This window comes from Pectobacterium fontis (genome assembly GCF_000803215.1).
GTDB classification, from domain to species: Bacteria; Pseudomonadota; Gammaproteobacteria; order Enterobacterales; family Enterobacteriaceae; genus Pectobacterium; species Pectobacterium fontis.
This window is the reverse complement of record NZ_JSXC01000049.1, coordinates 1-13,017: the sequence shown is the minus strand read 5'-3', so window position 1 is coordinate 13,017 and position 13,017 is coordinate 1. Positions and strand designations below refer to the sequence as shown.

Annotated in this window: 11 protein-coding genes; 7 read left to right on the top strand and 4 right to left on the bottom strand. The window is 51.3% G+C overall.

Annotation, left to right across the window (positions count from 1 at the left end):
- The first annotated feature begins 18 nt into the window (after positions 1-18).
- Positions 19-969 (top strand): phosphoglycerate dehydrogenase, encoded by a 951-nt coding sequence (locus tag OI69_RS17110; RefSeq protein WP_039353213.1) that lies wholly within the window; start codon positions 19-21, stop codon positions 967-969.
- Positions 970-1,032: 63 nt separating this feature from the next.
- Positions 1,033-2,346 (top strand): MFS transporter, encoded by a 1,314-nt coding sequence (locus tag OI69_RS17105; RefSeq protein ID WP_154715577.1) that lies wholly within the window; start codon positions 1,033-1,035, stop codon positions 2,344-2,346.
- A 158-nt stretch (positions 2,347-2,504) separates the two neighbouring features.
- Here OI69_RS17105 and OI69_RS17100 read toward each other — a convergent pair whose 3' ends face one another.
- Positions 2,505-3,695 carry a LacI family DNA-binding transcriptional regulator gene (locus tag OI69_RS17100; protein ID WP_039353210.1) on the bottom strand — a complete coding sequence of 397 codons (1,191 nt, stop codon included), beginning with the start codon at positions 3,693-3,695 and terminating at the stop codon, positions 2,505-2,507.
- 316 nt (positions 3,696-4,011) lie between these two features.
- Here OI69_RS17100 and OI69_RS17095 point away from each other — a divergent pair, with 316 nt between their 5' ends.
- From OI69_RS17095 to fsa, 4 genes are read left to right on the top strand one after another with little or no spacing between them, the layout of a single operon-like run.
- Positions 4,012-4,455, top strand: a complete 444-nt coding sequence (locus OI69_RS17095; RefSeq protein ID WP_039353208.1) for a PTS sugar transporter subunit IIA — start codon at positions 4,012-4,014, stop codon at positions 4,453-4,455.
- 20 nt (positions 4,456-4,475) lie between these two features.
- On the top strand, positions 4,476-4,763 hold the full coding sequence (locus OI69_RS17090) for a PTS sugar transporter subunit IIB (RefSeq protein ID WP_039353206.1): 288 nt from the start codon (positions 4,476-4,478) through the stop codon (positions 4,761-4,763).
- Positions 4,764-4,777: 14 nt separating this feature from the next.
- Positions 4,778-6,037, top strand: coding sequence for a PTS ascorbate transporter subunit IIC (locus OI69_RS17085; RefSeq protein WP_039353203.1), 1,260 nt, complete (start codon positions 4,778-4,780; stop codon positions 6,035-6,037).
- Positions 6,038-6,091: 54 nt separating this feature from the next.
- Positions 6,092-6,757, top strand: a complete 666-nt coding sequence (gene fsa, locus OI69_RS17080; RefSeq protein ID WP_039353200.1) for a fructose-6-phosphate aldolase — start codon at positions 6,092-6,094, stop codon at positions 6,755-6,757.
- Positions 6,758-6,914: 157 nt separating this feature from the next.
- Here the strand turns inward: fsa and yacL are convergent, their stop codons facing one another.
- The gene (yacL, locus tag OI69_RS17075) at positions 6,915-7,277 is read right to left on the bottom strand and encodes a protein YacL (RefSeq protein ID WP_039353198.1); all 363 of its coding nucleotides are present in this window, start codon (positions 7,275-7,277) and stop codon (positions 6,915-6,917) included.
- Positions 7,278-7,444: 167 nt separating this feature from the next.
- Positions 7,445-10,042, bottom strand: coding sequence for a bifunctional aconitate hydratase 2/2-methylisocitrate dehydratase (acnB, locus tag OI69_RS17070; RefSeq protein ID WP_154715576.1), 2,598 nt, complete (start codon positions 10,040-10,042; stop codon positions 7,445-7,447).
- A gap of 443 nt (positions 10,043-10,485) precedes the next feature.
- Between acnB and OI69_RS17065 the strand changes: the two genes are divergently transcribed.
- Positions 10,486-10,992, top strand: a complete 507-nt coding sequence (locus tag OI69_RS17065) for a DUF3060 domain-containing protein (RefSeq protein WP_039353194.1) — start codon at positions 10,486-10,488, stop codon at positions 10,990-10,992.
- A gap of 129 nt (positions 10,993-11,121) precedes the next feature.
- On the opposite strand, the gene OI69_RS17060 is transcribed toward OI69_RS17065, so the two are convergent.
- Positions 11,122-13,017 (bottom strand): TonB-dependent siderophore receptor (locus OI69_RS17060; protein WP_039353192.1); only part of this gene is annotated, 1,896 nt, incomplete at its 5' end.

The following is a 13,017-nucleotide window of genomic DNA, read 5'->3' as shown; positions in this document are numbered from 1 at the left end:
ACCAAAAGGAAAACAGAGATGAAAGTTATTTCAACCTCACCTTCTTTTGCCAAATACGATCATTCCCCCATCAGCGCACTGGAAGAACAAGGTTTTGAACTCGTTGCGTTACCGGCTGATGCACCATTAGAAACGTTGATTCCCCATCTTAACGATGCAGTCGCCATGATTGTGGCTTTCACTGAAATTAACGACGCACTGCTTCAGCATGCACCACACCTGAAAATTGTCTGTAAGCACGGTGTTGGGGTAGACAATATCGACCTTATGGCAACCCAAGCTCGCAATATTTTTGTTACCAATGTTCCCAATGCCAATAAACATGCCGTTGCCGATTTTGCATTTTCATTATTGCTCAATTGCGCAAGACAACTTTCTCAGGCAGAGAAACAGACACGAGCAGGAGACTGGCCGCGTATTTTCGCAACGGATGCCTATGGGAAAACCTTAGGTATTGTAGGATTAGGCAATATTGGAAAACAGGTCGCATTACGTGCCCGTGGTTTTAATATGCGCGTACTCGCTTATGATTTTTATCCCGATAAAGATTTTGCAGAAAGAAATAATATTGAATTGGTGGATATCGACACATTAACGGCAGAAAGTGACTTTATCACACTCCACACGCCACTCACAGATGAAACTCACCATCTCTTTGACGCAGAAAGATTAAACAATATGAAAGAGAGCGCCTATTTAATTAATGTTTCTCGTGGCGGAGTGGTGAATGAAGAAGCACTCTATCATGCGTTAAAGGAAGGAAAAATAGCCGGAGCCGCGGCAGATGTTTTTGAGCATGAACCTATTAAAGAACACCCTCTTTTCAGTCTGGATAATTTTATTCCGACATCACATATCGCGGGATATACCGATGGTGCAATCAGTGCGATAGGCACACATTGCGTTGAACAAATTATTAATCATGTTATTCATCAACAACGCCCCTTAAATGTGATGAATAACATGTAATTTCATTCCTCTGTGCTCTACATCATCTAATAGAAACATCACAATAAAGGATGAAAAATCATCATGAATAACCCCCTGACAAAAAAAACGTCAATACGCTGGTGGGTAGCGGCATTAATGTGGTTGGCTATCGCCATTAACTATATCGACAGAACGGTGCTTTCCGCCGCAGCCCCACATTTAATCAGCGAATTACATTTAACGCCGGAAATGATGGGCTTCATCATGGCCGCCTTTTTCTGGTCATATTCGCTGTTACAGATCCCCGCGGGTTGGTTTGCCGATCGCTTTGGACAAAAGAAAGGGCTGGGTTTAGCCGTCGCCTGGTGGTCTATCGCCACATCTGCCATGGGGCTAGCGACAGGGTTCAAATCTCTGCTCGGTCTGCGTATTGCGCTTGGTATCGGTGAAGCCGCGGCTTATCCAAGCAATGCGGGAATTGCTGCAAAATGGTTCCCAGATCGTGAGCGCGCAACGATTTCAGGGCTGTTTGATAGCGCCTCAAAATTTGGTGGTGCCGTTGCCATGCCATTGATAGTCTGGATGATTTACATGGTCGATTGGCGCTGGACTTTTGCTATCATTGGCTCAGTCGGTATACTTTGGGTTATTGCCTGGTATTTTATTTATGCAGAAAACCCAGAAGACCATAAGAGAATAAGCAAAGCCGAAGTGGACTATATTCGTAATGGTCAACGACAAAAACACGGAACCAATACCGTATTACCAATGAAGTGGTATCAGCTACTGCGCTATCGTAATATCTGGGCAATGTGCTTAGGCTTCTTCACTATCAACTATACGTCTTATTTCTTTATTACCTGGTTGCCGACTTATCTGGTTCAGGAAAAAGGAATGGATTTTATTAAAATGGGGTTTATCGCCGCACTTCCATTATTATCAGGTATGATAATCGAGGTATTCGCCGGCTGGGCTTCCGACAAGATTGCGCATAAAAAAATATTATCTCTGACAGCCACCCGAAAATTATTCCTCACCATTGGTTTACTCATGGCTTTATGTATTGGTTTCGCACCTTTTACAGACTCTGTTGTTATTACGGTCATCTTATTATGTATCGCTAAATCGGGTACAACCGTCGCAGCCTCACAGGTGTGGGCATTACCGGGTGATGTTGCACCCAAAAATATGGTCTCGATTGTCGCGGGTTTACAAAATACCGTATCCAATTTGGGTGGTGCCGTTGGGCCAATTATTACTGGTGCAATCGTTGCGGCGACAGGTTCGTTTACCTACGCGCTCGTGTTCTCAGCGGCACTCGTATTGCTGGGTATAATAAATTACTTATTCCTGATGGGAAAAGTAGAGCCTATTCAGACAAAGGAAAACAATAAAACGTTGAATCCCGCTTTCTGAAGATAAGGCGATAATGCGTTATATCGATTATTTTTCATGATATAGGCCAAGCCAACGGGAACCGTTGGCTTGGGTCATCATCCCCCCATTCCTGGCGTGCCGTTGTGGAATCGTATGAGATTAACCACTCACTCAAGTCGTACCGTTTCTATCCCTTGTTAACTGCTAGCGCGGGGTTCAAAGATAAACTTCACCTTTTCCACTACAGGTGGGTGTTCGTCGTTATCCATCATAGCAAGCACCAGACGCCCGACCTCCGCCCCCAACTTTTCATAATCAAGCCGCATCGCGGTTAGCGCAGGAAACGTATGCTCACATTGCTCAGAACCATCCAGACAGGCAATCGCCAGATCGTAAGGGACTTTCATCAAACGACGCTGGCATTCAAACAGCGCCCCCAACGCAATTTCCTCATGGCTACAGATAATCGCGTCCAGTTCCGGCTGGTTTTGCAGTAGTTCCGTCATCGCACAGCGGCCAAACTGTAGGCTGGGTGGCTCTGGGATCGTAATTTTCAAATCCGCATTGTGATAGTGCGCCAGCATGGCTTTGTTCCAGCCGTTAAGTTGCTGTTTTTGCAAGCGGTTATCCGTATGCGCACCGATATAAGCCACATGCCGATATCCCTTTTCCAGCAGGGAGATCGTCAATTGCTCCGCGGCTTCCGCAAGGGCGATATCAATAGTGATATGGGTACTCAGCGCGGCAGCGCCGGACACATTCACCGTAATGACGTTGCTGGCCTGTATGATGTCCTGAGTACGCTGTGAGAGCTGCGCACTGAACAGCACCAGCGCGGCTGGCCGCTGCTGCAAGAGTTTTTCCACCATGCCCGCTTCAGTGTGCTGGCGGTATTCATGACAGCCCATGATTAACGAAACATGATGTTTACCAACCACCTGTTGTAATGCTTGCACAAAACGAACGCTGGCGCGATCTTGCTGGAAAGGGTACAGCACCGCAATAGTGGGCTGATAGGCAGAGGCCAACGTACCGGCGGCACGGTTCGGTACATAGCCCAGCGTTTTTATCGCGTCATTGATTTTCTTCTGCGTGGCATCGGAAACCAGCCCCGGCTCCCGTAACGCCCGGGAAACCGTCATCGCGCCGACCCCCACATGGTGCGCAATGTCCTGTAGCGTCACGCGATGCGTGCTCTCGGTTAACATGCTGGCTTCTTGATTCGGCTCGTAGCCTAAGGTTCTGGCGGCCAGTTCCACTTTGCTACGTAATTTCTCAGAGACCTGATCGGGTTTACGCATTACGCGTGATACGGTCATCGTCCCGACCCCCGCGTAGTCGGCGACATCCTGTAGCGTAACCTTACCGGTACTGCGACGCTTACGCATACTCATTTCCCCTTCATTCATCATTTTCTCAGCGCACAGCCGCGATAAAAACCTGTTGATTCATTGCCTTGATTTCTCTCTGCCCCACTTGAATGATTCGACATCGTCCGAACATGCTGAATCATTCACCCCCTATCATCGCCATCCCCAATGTGCCTGCGTCAACACCGGACAACAAATAATCACCCCGCTTATGCAAAGCCGCTCACAGTTAATGATAGAAATATCAGTTAGCGCTACCTTTTTAGATATCAATCACATTATTTTCGCAATCGGCACACTATTCTGCATTCAAAATAATACAGAAGTGACCCCAATGCTTAACACTTTACTCACACCAGACGTTGTTCAGATTTTACCTGCCTGTGATGACTGGCGTCACGCTATCGCCTTGTCCTGTCAGCCTTTATTGGATAACGGTGCCATCGAACCCAGCTATGTTGAGGCGATCTATCGCTCTCATGAAGCCATCGGCCCTTACTATGTCGTCGGCCCGGGAATTGCCATGCCGCATGCTCGACCGGAAGACGGCGTGAACCAACTCGCCGTTAGCCTGACGCTGATTCGTGACGGCGTCGTTTTCCATTCGGAAGACAACGATCCCGTGTATTTGCTGATTGTTCTGGCCGCCACAGACAGCAATAGCCACATCGATATTATTTCACAGCTCGCTCAGTTGTTCGACACACCTGATGATGTCGCTGCGTTACGCCACGCGACGAACGTAGAACAGGTGCTTTCCGTTATTTCTCGTTATTAATCGCCACCAGAGGACACATGATGAAAATTACAGTCGTATGCGGTAACGGCCTGGGAACCAGCCTGATGATGGAAATGAGCATTAAAAACATCGTTAAAGAACTCGGCGTGGTTGCTGACGTGGATCACGTAGATTTAGGTTCAGCGAAAGGCACAGCCAGCGACATTTTTGTTGGCACCAAAGACATTGCCGACCAGCTCGTCGCACAGGCGGTAGGGGGAAAAATTGTTTCCCTGAATAACATGATCGATAAAGTGGCGATGAAAGAACGCCTGTCGATCGCCCTGACAGAACTTGGTGCCTTATAAGCAGGAGATCAAAAATGGAGTTCTTCCGTTTTTTAATGAGTGATGTGCTATCTGAACCCTCAATACTCGTTGGTTTAATCGCGCTTATTGGTCTGATTGCCCAGAAAAAAGACGCCACGGAATGCATCAAAGGCACGGTGAAAACCGTGATGGGCTTTCTGATCCTCGGCGCTGGCGCCAGCCTGATCGTGTCATCGCTAGGGGATTTCGCCGAGATTTTCCACCACGCGTTTGGTATCGCCGGGGTCGTGCCCAACAATGAAGCGATTGTCGCCGTTGCGCAAAAGAACTTCGGCACCGAGATGGCGATGATCATGTTTTTCGCGATGGTGATTAATATCGCGATCGCCCGCTTCACACCGTGGAAATACATTTTCCTGACCGGCCACCACACGCTGTTTATGTCGATGATGGTGGCCGTGATTCTGGCAACAGCAGGTATGAAAGGCGTGCTGCTGATTACCGTTGGGTCGCTGGTGGTGGGGGTGTCGATGGTGCTGTTCCCCGCCATTATTCACCCGTATATGAAGAAAGTAACAGGCTCGGATGACGTCGCTTTTGGTCACTTTTCGGCAATATCACAGTTGCTGTCGGCCTTTATCGGCAGCAAATGGGGTAATAAAGAGAAATCAACCGAGGATATGGAAGTTCCAAAGAGCCTGCTGTTCCTGCGTGATACGCCCGTCGCCATCGCCTTTACCATGTTTTTCATCTTTATTTTCACCTGCCTGTTTGCTGGCCCGGAAGCAGTGAAGACGATGAACGCTGGCGGGAAGAACTGGTTCATGTTTTCGCTGATTCAATCCATTACCTTTGCCGCTGGCGTGTATATCGTGCTGCAAGGCGTACGTATGGTGATTGCAGAAATCGTGCCCGCGTTTAAAGGTATTTCGGACAAACTGGTGCCGAATGCGAAGCCTGCATTAGATTGCCCAGTGGTGTTCCCCTATGCGCCGAATGCCGTTCTGGTCGGCTTTCTGAGTAGCTTTGCGGCTGGAGTGATTGGGATGGTGGTGCTCTACCTGATGGGGTTGACCGTGATCATTCCCGGCGTCGTACCGCACTTCTTCGTCGGCGCAGCGGCAGGAGTCTTCGGTAACGCCACCGGCGGGCGCCGCGGTGCCATCTTAGGCGCGTTTGCCAACGGATTGCTGATTACCTTCCTGCCTGTTTTCCTGCTACCAGTGTTGGGCAGTATCGGACTCGCGAACACCACATTCAGTGACTCTGACTTCGGCGCGGTGGGTATCCTGCTGGGTATTATTGTGCGCTAAGCGTCACAGTATTGAGGTCATCCGACACACTGGTCTTCGTTAACAGGGGAAATGATGGAGTTTTATTTAGATACGGCTGATGTGGCCACAGTAGAACGGCTTGCTGGCGTGTTGCCGATTAAAGGCGTGACCACCAACCCGAGTATTATCGCACGCGGGCCATCCGATATTTATACCGTGTTACGGGATATGCAGGCCGTTATCGGCGCGGAAGGACAGCTATTCGCTCAGGTGATGTCTCGCGATGCGAAGGGGATGGTAGAAGAAGCATTGAAACTCAGGGCGGTCATTCCTTCTTTAGTCGTCAAAATACCGGTCACACACGCAGGCTTAAGTGCGATTAAGCAATTGACGGTATTGGATGTTCCCACCCTCGGCACCGCCGTATACGGTGCGGGACAAGGGTTTTACGCCGCGCTGGCGGGGGCGAGCTATATCGCGCCTTACGTCAACCGCATCGATGCTCAGGGTGGAGATGGGATTGCGCTGGTGAAAGAGTTGCAAACCCTGATTAACCTGCACTGCCCGCACACTCAGGTGCTGGCAGCTAGCTTCAGGACGCCGCGTCAGGTACTGGATTGCCTGCTGGCTGGGTGTCAGGCCATTACCGTTGACCCTGCCGTCGCCGAGCTATTCCTGCAAGATCCGGCGGTTGACGATGCACTTAACCGGTTCGCTCATGACTGGCAGACACGTTTCGGTCATACCGATTTGGGCTGATCACCCTATATACCCCGTCACACAATAAATCAGTACATCCTACTGCTCACTCAGTGCATCAACTGAGTGAGCATAAAAAATACTTATGTAAATTGAAGTATTCGAGTTCGGTGACCACCTGAGCGATCACCTTCAATCGGACGGCAATTACGCAGAATTATTTACAGAGTCCGAACTCGCGGTATTTTTCCACCAGCGTCAGAAAATCGTCCAAACCACACAGCGACAGGCTCTCTTCATCATAATAACTCATGCCCTCCTCCAGCTCATCCGTAGTGAAAGACAGTTGATTCGCCTGCACCATCACTTCTTCTTCATCCAGCAACAGCGTGTATTCATGCCCGACGCGCCGCCATTGCCGCTCAGTGCCGGCAACAGAACGTGCAGCCTCTTCTACATCAGCCAATATCGCTAGTTGGCCTTTCACTTCTTCATTGAACCAGTGGCCAATCGCTTCATGTCCCATCGACATACGAACGATGACCTGACCCGTCACATCCCGCAAAAATTCATAGTCCATGATGCCATCCTCACTGTGATGTTTCTTCTGTTCAGTGTAGTCACCTCTGTCCCCTGCCGTCGTGATGCACCTTCACCTTTGATGCGTATCTGTTGTAACCAGGCAAGCAGGCAGAAAAAAAGGAGGCACAAGGCCTCCTTCGGTGTAGAGCTGCGAACTATAGCGAGTTAGACGGTCGTCTGGAAGATCACACCATCGGCTTTCTCGGTATATTGACCCAACTGGTCAAAATTCAGATAGCGATAGGTGTCTTGCGCGGTTTTATCCACCTGCGACATGTAGGTCTGGTACTCTTCTGAGGTCGGCAAACGCCCCAGCAGCGAGGCTACCGCAGCCAGTTCGGCAGATGCCAGATACACGTTGGCACCGGTTCCCAAACGGTTCGGGAAGTTACGGGTCGAAGTCGAAACCACCGTCGCACCATCCGCTACGCGCGCCTGGTTCCCCATACACAGCGAGCAGCCAGGGATCTCGATACGCGCCCCGCTCTTACCAAACACGCTGTAGTAACCTTCTTCCGTTAGCTGTGCCGCATCCATCTTGGTCGGCGGTGCCACCCACAGACGGGTCGGCAGTTGGCCTTTGTGGCTATCCAGCAGTTTACCAGCCGCACGGAAGTGCCCGATGTTGGTCATACAAGAACCGATGAAGACCTCATCGATCTTCTCGCCCTGCACATCAGACAACCAGCGCGCATCATCTGGATCGTTTGGCGCGCACAGAATCGGCTCTTTGATATCGGCCAGATCGATCTCGATCACCGCTGCATACTCGGCATCGGCATCGGCTTCCAGCAGTTGCGGATCGGCCAGCCATTTTTCCATACCCTGAATACGACGTTCCAGCGTACGACGATCGCCGTAGCCTTCAGAGATCATCCACTTCAGCAGCACGATGTTGGAGTTCAGATACTCGATGATCGGTTCTTTATCCAGCTTGATGGTACAACCCGCCGCAGAACGCTCCGCCGAGGCATCGGTCAGTTCAAACGCCTGCTCGACTTTCAGATCCGGCAGACCTTCGATCTCGAGAATACGACCAGAGAAAATGTTCTTCTTACCTTTCTTCTCAACGGTCAGCAGGCCTTGCTTGATGGCATACAGCGGAATGGCGTGAACCAGATCGCGCAGGGTAATCCCCGGCTGCATTTTGCCTTTAAAGCGCACCAGAACAGATTCTGGCATATCCAGCGGCATCACGCCCGTCGCGGCAGCAAACGCCACCAGACCAGAACCCGCCGGGAAAGAGATACCGATTGGGAAACGGGTATGGGAGTCACCGCCCGTACCCACGGTATCTGGCAGCAACATGCGGTTCAACCAGGAGTGAATAACGCCATCGCCGGGACGCAGCGAAACACCGCCACGGTTCATGATGAAATCAGGCAGCGTGTGGTGCGTGGTCACGTCAACCGGCTTCGGATAGGCCGCAGTGTGACAGAATGACTGCATCACCAGATCGGCAGAGAAGCCCAGACAGGCCAGATCTTTCAGCTCATCGCGAGTCATCGGCCCGGTGGTATCCTGTGAACCTACCGAGGTCATCTTCGGTTCGCAGTATTCGTCAGGGCGAATGCCCGCGACGCCACAGGCGCGCCCTACCATTTTCTGCGCCAGCGAGAAGCCTTTTTTGCTGGCTTCCACCGCTTTGGAAATACGGAACACATCGCTGTGCGGCAAGCCCAGAGACTCACGCGCTTTGGAGGTCAGCCCGCGGCCGATAATCAGCGGAATACGGCCACCGGCGCGCACTTCATCCAGCAATACGTCGGTCTTCAGCGCAAATGTCGCCAGCACCTCATTGGTGTCATGGCGGCGTACTTCGCCTTCATACGGGTAGATATCAATCACATCGCCCATATTCAGATCGTTCACATCCACTTCGATCGGCAGCGCACCCGCATCTTCCATGGTGTTGAAGAAGATCGGGGCGATCTTGCCGCCCAGCACCACGCCACCGCCGCGTTTGTTTGGAACGTGAGGGATGTCTTCACCCATGAACCACAGCACGGAGTTGGTCGCCGATTTACGCGACGATCCTGTACCGACGACGTCACCGACGTAAGCCAGTGGAAAGCCTTTCTTGTTCAGTTCTTCGATCTGTTTGATCGGGCCTACCGCGCCAGGTTGATCGGGATCGATACCTTCACGGGCGTTTTTCAGCATCGCCAGCGCGTGCAGGGGAATATCAGGGCGTGACCAGGCATCAGGTGCCGGAGACAGGTCATCCGTGTTAGTTTCACCCGTGACTTTAAAGACGGTAACGGTAATTTTTTCCGCCAGTTTCGGGCGGGACAGGAACCACTCGGCATCAGCCCAGGATTGGATCACTTTCTTCGCGTGCGGATTGCCTGCTTTCGCTTTCTCTTCCACATCGTAGAAGTTATCAAACATCAGCAACGTATGGGACAGCGCTTCAGCGGCGATAGGCGCCAGCTTCTCGTTGTCTAACGCGTCAATCAGTGGATGGATGTTATAGCCCCCCTGCATGGTGCCCAGCAGTTCAACCGCTTTCTCCTGAGTGACCAACGGGGACGTGGCCTCGCCTTTGGCAACAGCAGCCAGAAAACCTGCCTTTACATAGGCAGCTTCATCAACGCCGGGGGGAACACGGTTAACCAGCAGGTCAAGCAATGCTTCTTCTTCGCCCGCGGGGGGATTCTTGAGTGACTCAACCAGCGCGGCCATCTGCGTGGCATCTAACGGTTTAGGAACAATCCCCTGCGCAGCCCGGTCGGCTACGTGCTTACGATATTCTTCTAGCACGACGTTCTCCTCGCTCTCATTGTCTTCATTATGCCCGGCGCTCTTGTTCCCACTTGTGGTGTCCATGCCTGGGTGTCAGCGTGTGGATGTAAGGTAGCAGAGTGTCCGGTCCAGCCTCGTCAGCATATCAGGATTTAAATTGATTGTTAATTCGTTCACATAATAGCAACATTAATTTTTATTCAACTGCGCGATGTGCCCCATTTCACTATCACTGAAACATGCCGACATCAGCAGAATAGCATGTCCCTGACGACGCACACTAACTATGCCGAGTTAACCATATAATATGTGGGCTTTTAACAATATGGCATGATTAATCATCATTAGGTGGCGCAGTAATAATCAGAATGTTCGCAATAGAGTCTGGAAAAGTGTTAACAGATGATAAAAGCCTCGGGCAGCGATGCCGGATGACTTCTTTGATAATAGGAACAGACTCCATGAAGATAAAACGGTATCTGCAAATGGTTTCCCTCACTGCCTTCGCGTTCACCGCATCCGTCTATGCCGCGCCTATCGAGCTGGAGGGTATCGGTTTAACACGCGATATTCCCTGTAATGGCAATGATGTCACTATTTCAGGCAACAGCAATCACATCGTACTCACAGGCCAATGTGGCAACATCTCCGTCATGGGTTCCGAGCACAAGGTTACATTCGATTCTGCGACTTCGCTGACCGTGACCGGTGCAGAGATCGACGTCACGGGTCAATCAACGGGCGACCTGATCGTCGCAACGTATAAAAACACGATCCGCACCCACATCATTGCCGGCAATAAGCCAGCAAAGGTGAATGTGACGGGGACGGAACATCAAATCGATCTGGATTTTAAAGGTCCCGCCGTTGTCTCCTTCAATGGCATCAGCAACCAGCTCTCATGGGGAGGAGCAGAACCGCGACTCTCTTCTAGCGGTGCCAATAACGTTATCAAACAAAAACCATGACTTGCTGCCCTTCCTTTGCCGACCAACCACGAGGGTGCCCGGCAAACGCGGCCCTGACGCATAGAGACATCAAATAAAAACGCCACAGGATTTCCCGTGGCGTTGATGATGAAGCAACAACGTTAAAGCTTAGAACGACGTCTTCACACTGACAAAGAAAGTCCGTCCCGGTTCGTTATAGGTTGCCGCCCCTGCGCCCGCAATAGTGACAATACCATTATTCACCACATCCTGCGCGTTACCCGCACGGAACAGGCGTTTATCAAACAGGTTCTCTACACCGCCCGTCACGCTCAGGTTCTTGTTAAACTGATAGGTACTGCTCAATCCGAACAGCGCATAAGGGCTTAACTCATTGGTGGCGCTTCCTGTCACACGCTCACCTTTGTAGTTATACATCTTCGGCTTCTGGCGACCATACCAGGTTACATCGGCCAGGAAAGAAAGCTTCTCCGTCGCCTGCCAGTCTACCGATGAGTTCAGGGTAAATTCCGGCGTGATCGACAGATAATCGCCCGTGGTTTTATTCTTCGACTCCAGCATCCAGGTCAGGTTGTTACGCCAATTGATCGTCTCCGTGACGGGAACGGTCAGATTTCCTTCCAGTCCCTGAATGACGGCTTTCGGCACATTGCTCCACTGGAAGATATTGGCGTTGGCATATTGCGCATTCGTCCCGCCCACCGCGTTACCGATAACCGTGTTGCCAGACTCAATCTTGTTGCGGTAATCGTTATGGAAGTAGGTGATGCCCGCGATCAAACCATCACGGTGAAACTCCAGACCAATTTCTTTATTCAGGCTGGTTTCCGCCTTCAGATCTTCATTACCGATCAGGTAGCAAGATGTGCCGCCGGAGCAACCCTGCCCGCGACTGTAAAGGATATAGTTTTCGTTAGTCTGGTATAGATTCGGTGCTTTGTAAGCCCGGGCGATACCTAACTTCAGCGTATAATCATCACCCAGTTCTTGCGACAGGTTGAGCGACGGGCTCCAGTTGGTGCCAGCCGTGCTGTGATGATCGACACGCAGCGCTGGCGTCAGCATGGTACTTTGCGTCAGTTGGATATTATCTTCCACAAAGGCAGAAGCCAGACGGGCAGACGATTTCTCATTACGCCCGCTGCTGCTAAGCGAACCGACACTCCCCGCTTCGGTTGTGGTTTGCGTGTTAGAAACCGGATCCGTCATGTTCTGCTCGTTCCACTCAAGGCCGAACGTGAGTACCTGATCGACCCAGAGATTAAGCGGAACATTCACTTCATTGTGCGCGGTGAAGTTATCAAGTTTGATGGTTCTGAAGGTATCTGCTGCGGAAAACAGTCCTTCGGTTCCGCCAGCCAATCCTTCCAGAATACGGGCATTGCGCGTACGTTCATATTGCAGATACGACGTAGAGCTGACGCCACTGTCCCAGTAACCACGATGCGTGACCGCAAAATTCTGACGATACATGCGGTTGGTTTCCTTGCCATAATTACTGGTGACAAGCGCATTGGTATTGGTATTTTGCGTATCGCCCGCATAGATATTACCCTGGCGACTGTAACCCGCTTCGAACTCCAGCGCCTGCTGTTGGGTCATATCCCAGCGCAGCAGGCCGTTGATATCTTTATTACGCACCCCTTCGCGCCCGGCAGGCAACGAGCTAGCCTGATTTCCCGCCCGTGCAGACTGGTGCCCTTCGTTAATATCGCTCGCATCCGCCTGAGTCTTATTCAGATTACCGAACAAACGGAAGCTCAGGCTATCAGTCAGGCCGCCCATCAGGCTGAAATCAGTACGTTTGGTCGCCCCTTCTGAGCGATGCTCCGGCGCGTTCAGATAGGTATTCCAGGTTCCGTGCCATTCTTGCGTTGGCTGCTTAGTAATGATGTTGACTACACCGCCCGCCGCACCGTTACCATAGCGTGCCGCCGCTGGGCCGCGCAGCACCTCAATACGCTCCACCATATCGGCAGGCACCCAGTTAGTGTCACCACGGGTGTCGCGCTCGCCGCGCCACCCGTAGCGTACGGCCGTACG

What these genes read in the sequence shown, in the direction of transcription:
- OI69_RS17065 (WP_039353194.1), top strand. Translation starts at nt 10,486, where the DNA reads ATGAAGATAAAACGGTATCTGCAAATGGTTTCCCTCACTGCCTTCGCG.
- OI69_RS17110 (WP_039353213.1), top strand. Translation starts at nt 19, where the DNA reads ATGAAAGTTATTTCAACCTCACCTTCTTTTGCCAAATACGATCATTCC.
- OI69_RS17095 (WP_039353208.1), top strand. Translation starts at nt 4,012, where the DNA reads ATGCTTAACACTTTACTCACACCAGACGTTGTTCAGATTTTACCTGCC.
- OI69_RS17105 (WP_154715577.1), top strand. Translation starts at nt 1,033, where the DNA reads ATGAATAACCCCCTGACAAAAAAAACGTCAATACGCTGGTGGGTAGCG.
- OI69_RS17090 (WP_039353206.1), top strand. Translation starts at nt 4,476, where the DNA reads ATGAAAATTACAGTCGTATGCGGTAACGGCCTGGGAACCAGCCTGATG.
- fsa (WP_039353200.1), top strand. Translation starts at nt 6,092, where the DNA reads ATGGAGTTTTATTTAGATACGGCTGATGTGGCCACAGTAGAACGGCTT.
- OI69_RS17100 (WP_039353210.1), bottom strand. Translation starts at nt 3,695, where the DNA reads ATGCGTAAGCGTCGCAGTACCGGTAAGGTTACGCTACAGGATGTCGCC.
- yacL (WP_039353198.1), bottom strand. Translation starts at nt 7,277, where the DNA reads ATGGACTATGAATTTTTGCGGGATGTGACGGGTCAGGTCATCGTTCGT.
- OI69_RS17085 (WP_039353203.1), top strand. Translation starts at nt 4,778, where the DNA reads ATGGAGTTCTTCCGTTTTTTAATGAGTGATGTGCTATCTGAACCCTCA.